Below are 14459 nucleotides of genomic sequence, written 5' to 3'. Positions count from 1 at the left end.
GTAATAAGAACAGCCAAGTAAAAATAGCTTCTTATGTTTTTAACTTGGCTGTTCTTATTACCGCAGATGCAAGCTTTTGAACACCTTTTTCCAAGAGGTCGTGAGCCTGCCGTTCATCTCCGAGTCACAAGGAACAATTTCAAAAAACAGCTTCTCATGTTTGTTGAATATTTTGACTTGTGACCGAGGAGTTGACAGGAGAACACCGTTTATTCGGAAAAAAAGGACTGTGACACGACTTTTGTCACAGTCTCTTTATTTGTAATCTAAATCATACTCCGTACATCTTTTTTCTATTTCTTTTATTTCTTCTAAGATCCCTTGGCTACGAATTTCATTATATGGCCAAAGTAAGACTGCCTCTAATACATAAGGCGAAAAATCGCTTTGATTCATCTCTTTTGAAAAACTCATCGCTGCTATCTCGCTCAATGCACGAATGTTTGATTGATGTGTATAAAAAGGCAACCGCCACAGCACAATTTTTTCGCTTTGCGTATAAATTCCCTTAACAGAAGCTTCGATGTGGTGAAATAGTTCATGTCCAATAATCAAAGCTTGCGCTGTTTCTTTAGAGATCGAAGCTAGTCCTGAACATTTTAATTTTTCTAACGGCTCCGTCATCAATCGGATCCCTTCATCTTCTGCATAAGTTGCAAAAGTGATTCGTTCGTTTATTTGCTCTGATTCACAGGAAACGATTGGAACAGCCATTTGTTCACAGATTTCTCCTACATCGGCAAAAGGGTACTTTTTTTTGATGCTACATGCCGTTTCGATACCACAATCGATTGATTGTTGTATAAGAATTTTCTGCTTGGACAAAGGAATCTTTTTCCAAAATAAATCTCGCCGAAACTGGTAGAATCCCCAAATTTCTTCGGGGATCTGTTGTAATTCGTTTAGTAACTCTTCTAACTTATGTTTGTTTGATATTTCCGGCAACGACGATCACTTCTTCCTCCGGTTCCATAGTAGATACTTCCAGATCCATCAAAAGCTGTAGTTGTTCCAGATCCGTCGCTGTAAAATCAGAGACTCTTGCTCCTAAGCAGAGATAAAATTCTGGTCGGGCAATCAATTCAGTTTGATAAACTGCCATATCTTCCCAAAGTTGTTCGACAGCTGTCATATAATTGGCTGCAGTTGTTTTCATACATGAAGCATGTCCACGTTGGACCTTGATAAATCCTTTTTGATCGATGATCCGAAGACTTCCAGCATTTTTTGAACGATTCTGTTCGCCGCATACATAAAAGAAAGGTGTATTTTCCAATAAGCAAACTTCATTTTTATTTAATCGCATATCCTCTGCAGCAAGCTCTAGTGCTTCTTCTGTTGTGATCTCCTTGGTTAGATCGGTTGCTTTCACTTCCGTAGAACCAGTAGCGATAGCCGTTACTTTTGAAGTATGTGGATCGATTTCTACGTGGACTTCGATCGATTCTGGTGTAGCGCCTGATTCAATCGCTTTATTCATCGCTTCATTTTTCAACGATCGTATATCTTCTTTACTTGGCGAAGGGATGATACGTTCTACAACATCTCGGACCATTGCAAGTGCTACACCAATAGAAGAAATCACTTCGGCGTTTTCAGGAATCGAATATTTCACACCCATTTTATTACTAAAGTAAGTAATCAATGAGGCAGCGCCGCCCCCTACACCTACAAGAGAAATCTGATCTTTCTCCAAGTGATACTTGTCTGCCAATTCTAAAATCACCGGTTCAATCTTAGCATAGGATTTTTCCATGATCTGCTCTGCGATGTCTTCAACCGTCGTATGACAATAGTCTGCTAATGCCTGTATGGCTTTTCGTGCAGATGGGACATTTCCATAAGAAAAATGTTCTTCTTGCACTAATCCAAGAACATTGGCTGCACATGTATTTGTAATAGTCACTTCTTCTCCGTCTTCCATCACTACCTTGACGTAATCAGCAGGGTCTCCTTCTTTAGGAGAGAAAAATTCAACCTTAGGACCTTTGATTTTTTCTGTCTCCGTAAATACTGCATAATCTAGACCGGCAATATGTGCAGAACGTGGACCGACATCGATGATTCCTGACTGATTAGCCCGTACCATCGAACCGCCTGCCACACCTAGAACCCGAACATCTAATGAAGAGATATATGTTGGGTGGCCACCTACAATTGAATAATCGATTGCTGGACGTCCATTTTTAATGACCCCGATATTGGTTGTTGTTCCGCCTACTTCAAAATAAACACCATTAGACGCTCTCAAGTACATCAAAGAGCCCATGACTGATGCAGCAGGACCGGAAAGCATGGTTAAAACAGGTCGTTTTTTCATTTCATTGATTTCCATTACTCCGCCGTCTCCGCGCATAATCATCAAAGAAACATTGACCCCTGCTTCTCGTACGGAGTCTTCTGTCGAGGTTGCCGTATCTAGCATTTTTGGTAAAATAGATGCGTTGATTGCTGCTGTCCGAGTTCTTCTTGTCAATCCATATAATTTTGTGATGTCAGAAGCCATCGTTGTAGGGATCGCTTTCACAGATGCTGCTTCATAAACAACTCGTTCTGGTTCCCCATTATCTACTCCAAATGCCATAGAAGAAACCAAGACCTCCGCTCTTTCTCTTTCTAAAGAAGAAATCGTTTCTGAAACACGGTCTACATTTAAGTTTTTGACAGGTAAGAATGCATTGACAATCTCTATTTTTTTCTTATTCCCTAAATCGATATCGTTCAATCTAGTTTGTCGTTTTGCTAAAAAACCTTCTAATCCACCTTTTGCCATCCCGATTACGCCGACTTTTGCTACGTCTCCTTCAATCAGTGCATTAGTCGCTTGTGTGGTAGAATGTGCAACAAACACAACATCTTCTGGACTGATATTATTTTCCCGCAAACAATTTTGAAAAGACTGAACGACACCTGCAGCTACTCCACGGACATCATCGTGGGTTGTTTTCACTGAAGATTTTCCGATGATTTCGTGCGTCGCATTATCGATTGCGACTGCTTTCGTATGTGTACCGCCAACATCAATTCCCATTCGCACAAAACGTTTCATTTTCTTTTCCTCCATTTATCTAATCGTTTTTATCGACGTTTTGTTTACTAGGCGTTCCCGTACAATAAGAACGTGATCAGGCATAAGATCGCACCGATGATCCAACCAGTTGGGATGGATTTCTTCATATATTCTCGAGAAGTTACTTTTGTATAACCTAATCCCCAAGCAACCCAAGATTGTGTAATATCTAAATGCTGAGGAGCAATCGTTGTAATTGCAAATAACGGGAACAAAAAGGCTGGCGACATCGTTGGATTAACAGCTAACACGACAGCTAAAATAGCTGAGCCTGAACCGACTAGATTCATTGGACCGCGGAAAAATCCTAGTGGTGTCAATATAGCAAATACGATTGCCAAGACTAATGGTGATTGCGGTATCCAATCTCCAAAAATAGCTGAAAAATAAGGAGAAGCATACGCAGCTGAATTATTGAACATCGCTAAGGTCATCAAGAAACCAACCATTGGTGCAACATCGACTGCGCCATCTGTAAATAATTTCGCAAACTGACGACAGATTTCTTTATAACCTCCGCGCAATTTTCCAGTAAACAGCAATGCCCAGATACCTGCTAGAATAAAACCTAAGATGATTTGAAGATCTAAAAGAACGACCCCTAAAACTGGTAATAATACGGCTAACCATGAGATCATTGGTGCGTCGCCACCTTCAGCTGGTACGTTTGCTGCCATTGCATAGCGTTTCTTTTTGTTCATTGATATATTAGCGACCGTTAGTACCACAACTAAGCTTACAATCATCCCAATCATACCAATTTGGAAATAGTCATTATAAGTATAGCTTTCAGCCGCTGGATTGAAACCAGCATAAATCGTTTGATATTGTTTGAAATTGACGATATTAGCAAAGATTCCAGCCATAATCGAGCCCATAAATGAGAACAGTGCAACCGGTACTGAAATACCGATTACGTCCATATAATTGTGTAAAAGTGAAGCATCAAAAAAGCCATTGATCTCAGTTAGGAGTACAATGTTTTTTGCAGAAAACATACTCGAATAGGACTGATATCAATGACTCAAGTACATTTTACTTTTGAAAGCGAAGAAATTCAAGCAATTATAAACGAAAGCGGTGCGAATGATACCGCAAAAACACTTATGACTATCATGTTTAATCAGCTGATGGAAGAACAACGAAATCAATATATTCAGGCAAATGCCTATGAACGTTCAGAAGAACGGCAATCACAAAGAAATGGTTACTACGATCGTTCGTTTACAACTCGAATTGGTACGTTAGAACTTCATGTTCCACGAACCAGAGACGGTAAGTTTAGTCCTACTATCTTTGAAAGATATCAGCGAAGCGAAAAAGCTTTGATCGCTGCCATGATTGAAATGGTCATTTCTGGTGTCTCCACTCGCAAAGTAACTAAAACAGTTGAACTGCTAACGGATGGTGCGACTGTTTCTAAATCATTCGTTTCAAATCTGATGAAACAGTTGGATCCATTTGTTTTTGAGTGGAGAAACCGGAGCCTAGAAGGCTCGGAATATCCATTTTTCATGTGTGATGCCCTGTATATGAAAGTAAGGGAAAATCATCGTATTGTCTCAAAAGGTGTATATATTGGTATCGGCATTGATTCTGATGGACGACGTACGATTCTTGGTTTTGATGTTCAAGACGGCGAATCGGAAGATAATTGGGATACCGTTTTTCAATCGTTCGTTCAACGAGGTTTGTTCGGTGTAAAACTGGTCATTTCTGATGCACACAAAGGGTTAGTTAAGGCTGTTCGCAAGAACTTTTTAGGTGCGAGCTGCCCACTTTTTGAGAAATATTTTTGATAAGCTGCCAAAGAAAGTTTCTTCTGATGTAAAAGACGAGTTGAAGAGTATCTTTAAAGCCTCTGAACTTGAATTGACACGTGAAAGAAAAGAGCACTTCTTGGAAAAATATGGTTGTGATTCAAAATTAAGTGCTGCTTGCGACATTTTAGAAAACGGCTTTGAAGATGCTATTCAAATTTTGTCTTTTCCTGAAAATATCCGCCGAAGGATTCGTACAACCAATGTGTTGGAACGGTTGAACGAAGAGATTCGCCGGAGAGAACGAGTGATTCGGATTTTTCCAAATATCAATTCCATCACTCGGATAATTGGAACACTTTTGATGGAAAAAGACACTGAGTGGCTGGCTTCTCCACGAAAATATTTAGAATTTAATTCGAATAACATTTAGCACCATGAACCTGTGCGAGTCTCTTCTTTCTGAGGAGAGACATCAAGAGTCGCTGCGCTACTGCTCCTGACCTCTCTCCTCAGAAAGAAAGGCATGGCAGTTAGGTTCACAACGCAAAACATTGTGCTTTTGATGAGGTTGAACTTTTACACAAGATTGTGGACTTGACTGAAATACCTAATGACATCAAGATCGGCAACACAATAACTGCAATAGAAATCACTGGTCCGATTCCTGTCATCGACATGAATATAACAGCGGTTACAATACATAGTAAGCTCATCGTGATTCTTGGCTTGTCCCCTCCAAGTTCAACTACCTTTCGAATCAGGGTAGCTGCGATTCCGCTATCTACTAGAACACGCCCGAAAAAGGCACCAAAGAAGACATTTACCAAGATCGATTTGGCGTACTCAGCTGGCCCCGTCGTATAGATATGCGTCAACACATCAATTACTCCTTGCCCTTCCATCGCCGAGTTTGGTGAAAACGTGTTTCCGACTAGCGCTAATCCCATCCATACAGTAGCCATGATGACAAAAGCCGACCATCAAGTTGTAGCCTTTTACACAGTACCAGACCATGAAAAAGAATGAGATAACTAACAAAATACCAATAATAATATCACTCATGTTATTCCTCCGTCCATTTTGTTTTTCTGATAAGCAAACTAATATATCAGTCAAACTCATTCTAACTTATGTAGTTAGCGCTTTCATTAAAGGATGACCATAAATGTTCAGTTTTCAATTAAAAAACCTTAATTATGTTATTTTAGACTTATACGTTATTGTCCTGTTTCATTTGATGGAGGATTGTAAATAAAAAAAGAGGAAAGAACATAACTTTTCGTTATCTTCTTTCCTCTTTATAATTGTTTAGCTTATTTAGCCAAAGCTTCTTTTGCTTGGTCAGCCAATGCAGTAAATGCTGCTGCATCGTTAACAGCCAAGTCAGCTAACATTTTACGGTTGATGTCGATTTCAGCAACTTTCAAACCGTGCATTAATTTTGAGTAGCTCAAGCCATTCATACGAGCTGCTGCGTTGATACGAGCAATCCACAATTTACGGAAGTCGCGTTTCTTTTGACGACGATCGCGATATGCGTAGTTGTATGAATTCATTACTTGTTCTTTTGCTGTTTTAAATAAAGTGTGTTTTGAACCGTAGTAACCTTTTGCTAATTTTAGCACTCTTTTACGACGTTTACGAGTTACTGTTCCACCTTTAACACGTGCCATGTATAATTCCTCCTAATAAAAATAAATCTTCAGATTCTGTTATTTGTACTTCTTATTTCATTTTTGCTAGTTGTTGGCGAATACGTTTGAAGTCGCCACTAGAAACCATGCTTGCTTTACGCAATTGACGGCGTTGTTTTTTTGTTTTGCCGTGGAAACGGTGACTTGTAAACGCGCGGAAGCGTTTCAATCCGCCTTTACCAGTACGTTTGAAACGTTTTGCTGATCCGCGGTGTGTTTTTTGTTTTGGCATGACTATATTTCCTCCTCAAAATCTTTCGTTATCCGACTATCGGCTGTCCAACAGCCAGTTAGTCATTCAAATTACTTACTGTCGTTTTTCGGTGCCAGCGTCAAGAACATGCTGCGTCCGTCCATTTTCGCTTTTTGTTCCACTGTTGCAATATCCGCAGTTTCTTCAGCTAAGCGATTCAAGACTTTTTGACCAATTTCTTTATGGGTAATGGCACGGCCTTTGAAACGGATAGAAGCTTTCACTTTATCGCCCTTTTCCAAGAACTTACGTGCATTACGAAGTTTTGTATTGAAGTCATTCAAGTCGATCGTAGGACTTAAGCGAACTTCTTTTACATTGATCACTTTTTGTTTTTTACGCGCTTCGCGGTCTTTCTTTTGTTGTTCGAAACGGTATTTACCGTAGTCCATGATTCGCGCAACTGGTGGTTTCGCACCAGGGGCAACTAACACAAGATCCAAGTTTGCTTGTTCTGCAATATTCAATGCTTCTGCTTTTGTCTTAACTCCTAATTGCTCACCATCTGAACCGATCAATCGTAACTCTCGTGCACGAATGCCGTCGTTAACCATCATATCCTTTGCTATGGTCATTCACCTCCAAATATTATGAGAGAAAGAAAAGCTTACCGAATAAACGGCAATAAAAAAACGAGTTCTCTTACAGAACCCGCGCGTACTTCACCTAATAGAACCAGTGAAAACTATCTAGCCCAGTGACATTATCAACTAAGGCGAGAAGCGGGTGCTTCTGCTTTTATTTCTCAACCATTATAGTATAGCAAAAACTAATCTTTTTGTCAATGTTTTTCATACAGTTTGTCTTCCTTTTCTGAAAATGATTAGATTAGCAGGCTTTCTAGCAGTGATTCCCGCTTCTTTGCTATACTAAAGAAAAACGAGGTGAACCCACATGAAAAAAATCGAACCTATTCCACCTTCTCTTCCTCTTCTTACAAAGGGAGAGTTTTATTTAGAAGATGAGGAGATCTTCTCTGGTCTTCTGATCAACGGAGGTAACCAAAGCTATCTCGATGCCAAAAATATGGTATTAAGAGAGAGTCATATCCAAAAACTTACGATGCAAAAAACAGGTTTACGTCATTTTGAATGCAGTAATGTCATTTTTGAAAAATGTGATTTTTCCAATCTGGAGTGGATTGGTGGCAGTTTCCACCAAGTCGTGTTTCATCAATGTAAATTAACAGGTACGAATTTTGCCGAAAGTTATCTTCGAGACTGTACTTTCACTGATTGTATTGCTTCGATGGCTTCCTTTAGTAGTACAAACTTGAAAGCTGTCTCCTTCGATCATTGTCAATTAGAAGACAGCGAATTTTATGAGGTCACTTGGAAAAACCTTTTTTTGTCTGACAATCAGTTAACCGGTTCGAACTGGTTTCGAACTTCTCTGAAGGGATTAGACTTTACGACTAATTTCTTCACAACAATCGCTTTATCTCAAGATTCTTTGGCGGGACTAATCGTCAATCAAGAGCAAGCACTTGTGATCGCCCAAGCCCTTGGTTTGCAGATCAAAGACTAGATCAACGAATCCGCCGCCACAGTGCAATAAGCATCCAAATAGATAAGACCAAACTGATGATCAAGGCGATTTCCCATCCGAAAACGGAATGGGTAAAGGGTAACTGGAGATTCATTCCGAAGAATCCTGTCACAATAGTTGGAACGGTCAAGATCAGCGACCAGACCGTCAAAAATTTCATCGTGTCATTCAAGTTGTTATTCAGCAAATTATTATAAGTGCCAGAGAGCTGGTCTAAAATCTGCGAAGCTAAGTTCGTCATTTCAACTGCTTGTCGTGCTTCGATCAGTGCATCGTCCAACTCTTCTTTTTCCTTTTCTGACAACTTGCGATAAATAGCCAGTGCCTTGATTTGTTCTAAAAGTACTACATTTTGTTTTGTTCCTGTAACTAAGTAAACCAAACCGATCTCTAAATCTGAAAGTTGCAGCAGATTCTTGTTCGTTGTTTTTTCTCTTAATTTCAGATTAAGCCGCTGACGTTCACTATTCACTTCCTCGATTAAAGGAAAAAAGGAATCAGAAATCAAAAACAATGTACGAAACAATAAACTGTATACACTCATGTCTGGCATCCGTTCCAAAAGCGATCGAATTAGTCGAATCACGTACTCGGTATTCGGCGTGGTAAATGTAAACAAACCGTCTTCTTTTAAAATAAAAGCGATAGGACTAGTTTCATAATGATTATCGACTTTTTGCTGGTGCGGAACATTTGATACAAGCAGTAACGCTTCATCAAAAGAATCGTACTCTACGCGCGCCCGTTCATTTTTATCTAGAGAATAAGTCAGCATCTCGTCACTAATGCCATATTCTTCTTTTAAGTTTTTAACAGCTAGCACATCGTTTTGCTGTACATTGATCCAAAAATTACGGTCTTGATTAAAATAGTGTTTTTCCCGCATACTCTATCCTCCTGACATTTGTTTCCAGTATAAAGAAAAAAGTCGCTCAAATAAAGGTTTACCCTTTATTTGAGCAACTGTAAATCAAATGGATACTTTGGTTTGGCGAATCTCTGCTAATTTTTCTTCGATCATTTTCAAGACTTCTTCTTTTGCTTGAGGATCTTCCACAAAATTATAGCGGTCTCCATCGATTTGGATTTTTGGACTTTCTTTGTATTCTTCATACCATTGATCATAACGTCTGTTCAATTCTTTGTAATAATCGTATAGACTTGGGTCAAAGGACAATTGTTCATACGAACGACCACGTTTTTCGATACGCTCTAACATCGTATCAAAAGATACACGAATATGAACTAATAAATCCGGATGTTTTTTATGGGCAGCATAGGGAAGTTCTTCCATCATGTTTTCCAGCAGTTCATCATACACACAAACTTCTGTTTCTGTTGCTCTTCCTAGATCTGCATTTAGATGGAAAAGCAGTGAATCTTCATAAATCGAACGGTCCAATACATTATTGTCATCTTTCATTGCTTGTTTGATGCTTGCAAAACGTTTATTCAAAAAATAAATTTGCAGCAAAAAAGCATACTGTTCAGGGTTTGCATAAAATAAGGGCAAGACTTCATTATCATCAATCGATTCATAAAATGCCTGACTATCAAAGTGTTCAGCCATCATTTCTGTTAAACTTGATTTTCCGGCACCAATTGTACCTGCTAAAACGATCACGCTCATTTACCTCCAGCTCACTTCATCACTAAATATTGTGTTTAACTCCAACCTTTTTTAAATATACCCCCAATATCTAGTAGTGTCAATTGTATTTTTTCTAGTCAAAGAAGAAAAAAAGTCAAAAAATTCTTAAGAAAAAAGTGTTTTTTCTTTAGAAAACGTATTCTTAGTTTTACTTCTGAGATGGTTTTAGTAAAATAAAGGAGGAATGTTTTTTGAGACCCTTAGTGGACAAAAAAATTCGTGAAGCAGCGCAACTCGTTTTGGGCGCTTTATTTTTTGCTTAAAAATCACTTTTACGTGAGAAGGAGTTAGATTATGGCAAACTATGGCCAAGGAGAATCAAGCGGAAAGATCATATTGATGGGCGAGCACGCGGTTGTTTATGGAGAACCAGCGATTGCCTTTCCTTTCTATGCAACAAAAGTCACCGCATTCCTTGAAGAGCTGGATGCAATGGACGATCAACTGGTTTCTTCCTACTATTCAGGAAATTTAGCCGAAGCTCCTCATGCATTAAAAAATATCAAAAAATTATTCATTCACTTAAAAAAACAGCATGACATCCAAAAAAACTTGCAACTGACCATTGAAAGCACGATTCCTGCTGAACGTGGAATGGGATCAAGCGCTGCAGTCGCCACAGCAGTCACTCGTGCTTTTTATGATTACTTAGCATTTCCTTTGTCTCGTGAAATACTATTAGAAAATGTCCAGCTTTCGGAAAAAATCGCCCACGGTAATCCTAGTGGAATCGATGCAGCCGCTACTAGCAGCTTGCAGCCGATTTATTTTACAAAAGGGCATCCTTTTGACTACTTTTCTTTGAACATCGATGCTTTTTTGATTGTCGCTGATACAGGAATCAAAGGACAAACAAGAGAAGCCGTCAAAGATGTCGCTCACCTCTTTGAAACCCAGCCTCATGAAACTGGACAAATGATCCAAAAATTAGGATACTTGACGAAGCAAGCAAAACAAGCAATCATTGAGAATTCACCAGAAACGTTGGCACAGACAATGGATGAATCACAGTCACTTCTGGAAAAGCTGACAATCAGCAATGATTTTCTTAATCTATTGATCCAAACAGCAAAAGATACCGGGGCATTGGGTGCCAAATTAACTGGCGGTGGACGCGGTGGCTGTATGATTGCATTAGCACAAACAAAAACAAAAGCCCAAGAAATCAGTCAAGCACTTGAAGATGCGGGTGCTGCTGAAACTTGGATACAAGGATTAGGAGTACATACCTATGTTTAAAGGCAAAGCACGCGCATATACCAACATTGCTCTAATCAAATATTGGGGTAAGAAAAATGAAGAACTCATCCTTCCAATGAACAACAGCCTTTCGTTAACATTGGATGCATTTTATACAGAGACAGAAGTCATCTTTTCTGATAGCTATATGGTAGATGAATTTTATCTAGATGGCACCTTACAAGACGAAAAAGCAACAAAAAAAGTCAGTCAGTTTCTTGACCTTTTTCGTAAAGAAGCCGGCCTCTCACTAAAAGCTTCAGTAATCAGTCAGAATTTCGTTCCTACCGCAGCTGGATTAGCCTCCTCTGCCAGCGGGCTAGCTGCTTTAGCAGGAGCTTGCAATACTGCTCTTAAGCTTGGATTAGACGATCTCTCTCTTTCAAGATTTGCTCGACGCGGGTCTGGTTCAGCTTGCCGAAGTATTTTCGGTGGTTTCGTTGAATGGGAAAAAGGCCATGACGACTTAAGTTCTTACGCTAAGCCAGTCCCTTCCGATTCTTTCGAAGACGATTTAGCAATGGTTTTCGTTTTGATCAACGACCAGAAAAAAGAAGTGTCCAGCAGAAATGGGATGCGTCGAACAGTCGAAACATCCAGTTTTTATCAAGGCTGGTTAGATTCCGTTGAAGGGGATCTATATCAATTGAAACAAGCAATCAAAACAAAAGATTTCCAACTTCTCGGAGAAACGATGGAAAGAAACGGACTAAAAATGCATGGAACGACTTTAGCTGCCCAGCCTCCATTCACTTACTGGTCTCCTGACAGCTTAAAAGCGATGGATGCGGTGCGGCAATTGAGAAAAAAAGGCATTCCATGCTACTTTACGATGGATGCTGGCCCTAATGTCAAAGTTTTAGTGGAAAACAGCCATTTATCTGAGGTACAAGAAACATTTACCAAATTATTTAGCAAAGAACAAGTAATTACTGCCCATGCTGGTCCAGGAATTGCGATTATTGAATAAAGGGAGATTTTTATGATTGAAGTATCTGCACCAGGCAAACTCTATATTGCCGGAGAATATGCAGTTGTTGAAACAGGACATCCAGCAGTTATCGCTGCAGTCGATCAATTCGTAACAGTCACTGTAGAATCCGCACGAAAAGTCGGAAGTATCCAATCTGCACAATATAGTGGGATGCCTGTACGTTGGACAAGACGCAACGGAGAATTAGTTTTAGATATTCGGGAAAATCCTTTTCATTATATCCTTGCTGCTATTCGTTTGACTGAAAAGTATGCACAAGAAAAAAACATTCTTTTATCCTTTTATGATCTGAAAGTAACAAGTGAGTTAGACAGTTCAAATGGCCGGAAATATGGATTGGGTTCTAGCGGTGCCGTGACCGTTGCAACGGTCAAAGCCTTGAATGTTTTTTACGCGTTGAATTTATCTCAATTGGAGATTTTCAAGATTGCAGCACTAGCCAATTTAGCAGTTCAAGATAATGGTTCCTGCGGCGACATCGCTGCTAGCTGTTATGGTGGCTGGATCGCTTTCTCAACCTTCGACCATCCTTGGCTCCAAGAACAAGAAACTCAGCATTCTATCAGTGAGTTACTTGCCCTGGATTGGCCAGGTCTATCCATTGAGCCATTGATTGCTCCTGAAGATTTACGTTTATTGATTGGTTGGACGGGTAGCCCTGCCTCTACTTCTGATTTGGTCGATCAAGTTCACCGTTCGAGAGAAGACAAAATGGTGGCTTATCAGCTTTTCTTAAAAAACAGTACAGAATGTGTCAACGAAATGATCAAAGGGTTTAAAGAAAATAATGTAACGTTGATCCAACAGATGATTCGAAAAAACCGACAATTACTGCATGATTTATCTGCAATCACTGGGGTCGTCATCGAAACGCCTGCTTTGAACAAATTGTGTAATTTAGCTGAACAGTATGAAGGAGCCGCAAAATCTTCTGGTGCAGGTGGTGGCGATTGCGGAATCGTAATTGTTGACCAGAAATCTGGCATCCTTCCTTTAATGAGTGCATGGGAAAAAGCAGAAATCACTCCACTGCCGTTACATGTCTATAGCGATCAAAGAAAGGAAAACCGATGAATCGAAAAGACGAACATGTTTCACTAGCTAAAGCCTTTCATGATAAACAAAAAAACGAATTTGACTTCGTACGGATCATCCATAACCCTTTGCCGCAAATAGCAGTTTCTGATGTCGATCTAAGTACACAGGCAGTTGGGTTTACACTAAGCAGCCCATTTTATATCAATGCGATGACTGGCGGAAGCGAAAAAACAAAAAAAATCAACCAAGATCTTGCAATCGTCGCAAGAGAAGCAGATTTGATGATTGCCACTGGTTCAGTCAGCGCTGCCTTGAAAGACCCTTCTTTAGCCGATACTTATACGATTATGCGACAAGAATATCCTCACGGGAAAATCATTGCCAACATCGGTGCAGGGACTTCTGTCGAAAGAGCCCAAGAAGCTATCCGATTGTTTCACGCAGATGCCTTACAGATTCATTTGAATGCACCTCAAGAGTTGGTTATGCCTGAGGGAGACCGTGATTTTACCAATTGGAAAGTACTTATTCAAGAGACTCAAACAGCCATTGACGTCCCCCTCATCGTAAAAGAAGTCGGTTTTGGCATGACAAGAGAAACGCTCAATGATCTAGCTGCTTTAGGAGTTCATACAGTTGATATCAGCGGTCGAAGCGGAACAAGCTTCACCCAGATCGAAAACGCCCGTCGCTCCAAGCGGGAACTGAGTTATTTAGCTGACTGGGGGCAATCGACAGTCTCTTCATTGCTTGAAGCAAATGAAGCAGACACTTCTATGGAAATCCTAGCCTCCGGAGGTATCCGCAATGCCTATGACATATTTAAAGCCCTTTGTCTCGGCGCAAATGCAGTGGGTACTTCAGGAACCGTACTGACGCATCTGATGAATCACGGCGTAGAAGAAACTATTATACTGATGAAGCAATGGCAAGAAGAGCTTCGTCTGCTTTATACTATGGTCGGCGCAACGAATACCGCGGCCCTACACCAACAATCACTGATCTTTTCCGGACCAGTGAAGGATTGGTGCGAAGCAAGAGGGATCGACTTAGTGAAGTATGGAAGACGCACAGAAAAGAGCGTGGGACAAAAGTAAAGAACACTTTTATCCCACGCTCTAAACACGTATAAACGGCGGAAGCAAAAGCAACTCCTTCGGAAATAAGCTGAAATTCACAAAAATTTGAAAAGCAATTTTCGTGAATTCC

Annotated in this window: 12 protein-coding genes, 3 pseudogenes and 1 other annotated feature; of the genes and pseudogenes, 6 read left to right on the top strand and 9 right to left on the bottom strand. The window is 40.0% G+C overall.

Going from position 1 to position 14459, the window contains the following annotated elements; genetic code table 11:
- Nucleotides 1–255: 255 nt before the first annotated feature.
- The 3 genes and pseudogenes from ACIFUW_RS01115 to ACIFUW_RS01105 all read right to left on the bottom strand — a co-directional run.
- Nucleotides 256–945: a hypothetical protein gene (locus ACIFUW_RS01115; RefSeq protein ID WP_002302159.1), complete on the bottom strand. Its 690-nt coding sequence runs from the start codon at nt 943–945 to the stop codon at nt 256–258.
- Nucleotides 920–3049 (bottom strand): hydantoinase/oxoprolinase family protein, encoded by a 2130-nt coding sequence (locus ACIFUW_RS01110; protein ID WP_002341584.1) that lies wholly within the window; start codon nt 3047–3049, stop codon nt 920–922. Before ACIFUW_RS01110 ends, ACIFUW_RS01115 begins: the two co-directional genes overlap by 26 nt.
- 47 nt (nt 3050–3096) lie before the next feature.
- Nucleotides 3097–3984, bottom strand: a pseudogene (locus ACIFUW_RS01105) (citrate transporter); the annotation flags it as partial.
- 105 nt (nt 3985–4089) lie between these two features.
- Here ACIFUW_RS01105 and ACIFUW_RS01100 point away from each other — a divergent pair.
- Nucleotides 4090–5263, top strand: a pseudogene (locus ACIFUW_RS01100) (IS256-like element IS16 family transposase).
- A 166-nt stretch (nt 5264–5429) separates the two neighbouring features.
- Here the strand turns inward: ACIFUW_RS01100 and ACIFUW_RS01095 are convergent.
- From ACIFUW_RS01095 to infC, 4 genes and pseudogenes are all read right to left on the bottom strand, one after another.
- Nucleotides 5430–5895 (bottom strand): annotated as a pseudogene (locus ACIFUW_RS01095) (citrate transporter); the annotation flags it as partial.
- A gap of 251 nt (nt 5896–6146) precedes the next feature.
- A complete protein-coding gene (rplT, locus tag ACIFUW_RS01090; RefSeq protein WP_002289310.1) occupies nt 6147–6506 on the bottom strand; it encodes a 50S ribosomal protein L20 in 360 nt (119 codons plus the stop codon).
- A gap of 52 nt (nt 6507–6558) precedes the next feature.
- The gene (gene rpmI, locus ACIFUW_RS01085; RefSeq protein WP_002289309.1) at nt 6559–6759 is read right to left on the bottom strand and encodes a 50S ribosomal protein L35; all 201 of its coding nucleotides are present in this window, start codon (nt 6757–6759) and stop codon (nt 6559–6561) included.
- A 71-nt stretch (nt 6760–6830) separates the two neighbouring features.
- Nucleotides 6831–7355, bottom strand: a complete 525-nt coding sequence (infC, locus tag ACIFUW_RS01080) for a translation initiation factor IF-3 (protein ID WP_002293357.1) — start codon at nt 7353–7355, stop codon at nt 6831–6833.
- Between the two features lie 43 nt (nt 7356–7398).
- Nucleotides 7399–7524, bottom strand: a sequence feature (ribosomal protein L20 leader region).
- A gap of 150 nt (nt 7525–7674) precedes the next feature.
- Between infC and ACIFUW_RS01075 the strand changes: the two genes are divergently transcribed.
- Nucleotides 7675–8307, top strand: coding sequence for a pentapeptide repeat-containing protein (locus tag ACIFUW_RS01075; RefSeq protein ID WP_002300053.1), 633 nt, complete (start codon nt 7675–7677; stop codon nt 8305–8307).
- A 1-nt stretch (nt 8308) separates the two neighbouring features.
- Here ACIFUW_RS01075 and ACIFUW_RS01070 read toward each other — a convergent pair whose 3' ends face one another.
- Nucleotides 8309–9214: a magnesium transporter CorA family protein gene (locus tag ACIFUW_RS01070; RefSeq protein ID WP_002300052.1), complete on the bottom strand. Its 906-nt coding sequence runs from the start codon at nt 9212–9214 to the stop codon at nt 8309–8311.
- 84 nt (nt 9215–9298) lie between these two features.
- Nucleotides 9299–9958, bottom strand: coding sequence for a deoxynucleoside kinase (locus tag ACIFUW_RS01065; RefSeq protein ID WP_002352356.1), 660 nt, complete (start codon nt 9956–9958; stop codon nt 9299–9301).
- 315 nt (nt 9959–10273) lie between these two features.
- Here ACIFUW_RS01065 and mvk point away from each other — a divergent pair, with 315 nt between their 5' ends.
- Genes mvk through fni form a run of 4 tightly spaced genes read left to right on the top strand, consistent with a single transcriptional unit; the run spans nt 10274 to nt 14347 of the window.
- The gene (gene mvk, locus ACIFUW_RS01060) at nt 10274–11218 is read left to right on the top strand and encodes a mevalonate kinase (RefSeq protein ID WP_002288231.1); all 945 of its coding nucleotides are present in this window, start codon (nt 10274–10276) and stop codon (nt 11216–11218) included.
- Nucleotides 11211–12188 (top strand): diphosphomevalonate decarboxylase, encoded by a 978-nt coding sequence (gene mvaD / locus ACIFUW_RS01055; protein WP_002300050.1) that lies wholly within the window; start codon nt 11211–11213, stop codon nt 12186–12188. Before mvk ends, mvaD begins: the two co-directional genes overlap by 8 nt.
- A gap of 12 nt (nt 12189–12200) precedes the next feature.
- Entirely contained in the window at nt 12201–13286 is a 1086-nt protein-coding gene (locus tag ACIFUW_RS01050; protein WP_002288233.1) for a phosphomevalonate kinase, read from the top strand.
- On the top strand, nt 13283–14347 hold the full coding sequence (gene fni, locus ACIFUW_RS01045; protein WP_002300048.1) for a type 2 isopentenyl-diphosphate Delta-isomerase: 1065 nt from the start codon (nt 13283–13285) through the stop codon (nt 14345–14347). The genes ACIFUW_RS01050 and fni overlap by 4 nt, the downstream gene beginning before the upstream one ends.
- The last annotated feature ends 112 nt before the right edge of the window (nt 14348–14459 follow it).

The organism is Enterococcus sp. PLH-Efm8 (assembly GCF_053011625.1).
This window is presented reverse-complemented; position numbering and strand designations above follow the sequence as displayed.

Coding starts and splice junctions, on each gene's coding strand:
- rpmI (WP_002289309.1), bottom strand. CDS start 6,759: ATGCCAAAACAAAAAACACACCGCGGATCAGCAAAACGTTTCAAACGT.
- ACIFUW_RS01065 (WP_002352356.1), bottom strand. CDS start 9,958: ATGAGCGTGATCGTTTTAGCAGGTACAATTGGTGCCGGAAAATCAAGT.
- mvaD (WP_002300050.1), top strand. CDS start 11,211: ATGTTTAAAGGCAAAGCACGCGCATATACCAACATTGCTCTAATCAAA.
- ACIFUW_RS01110 (WP_002341584.1), bottom strand. CDS start 3,049: ATGAAACGTTTTGTGCGAATGGGAATTGATGTTGGCGGTACACATACG.
- infC (WP_002293357.1), bottom strand. CDS start 7,355: ATGACCATAGCAAAGGATATGATGGTTAACGACGGCATTCGTGCACGA.
- mvk (WP_002288231.1), top strand. CDS start 10,274: ATGGCAAACTATGGCCAAGGAGAATCAAGCGGAAAGATCATATTGATG.
- ACIFUW_RS01050 (WP_002288233.1), top strand. CDS start 12,201: ATGATTGAAGTATCTGCACCAGGCAAACTCTATATTGCCGGAGAATAT.
- ACIFUW_RS01075 (WP_002300053.1), top strand. CDS start 7,675: ATGAAAAAAATCGAACCTATTCCACCTTCTCTTCCTCTTCTTACAAAG.
- ACIFUW_RS01070 (WP_002300052.1), bottom strand. CDS start 9,214: ATGCGGGAAAAACACTATTTTAATCAAGACCGTAATTTTTGGATCAAT.
- rplT (WP_002289310.1), bottom strand. CDS start 6,506: ATGGCACGTGTTAAAGGTGGAACAGTAACTCGTAAACGTCGTAAAAGA.
- fni (WP_002300048.1), top strand. CDS start 13,283: ATGAATCGAAAAGACGAACATGTTTCACTAGCTAAAGCCTTTCATGAT.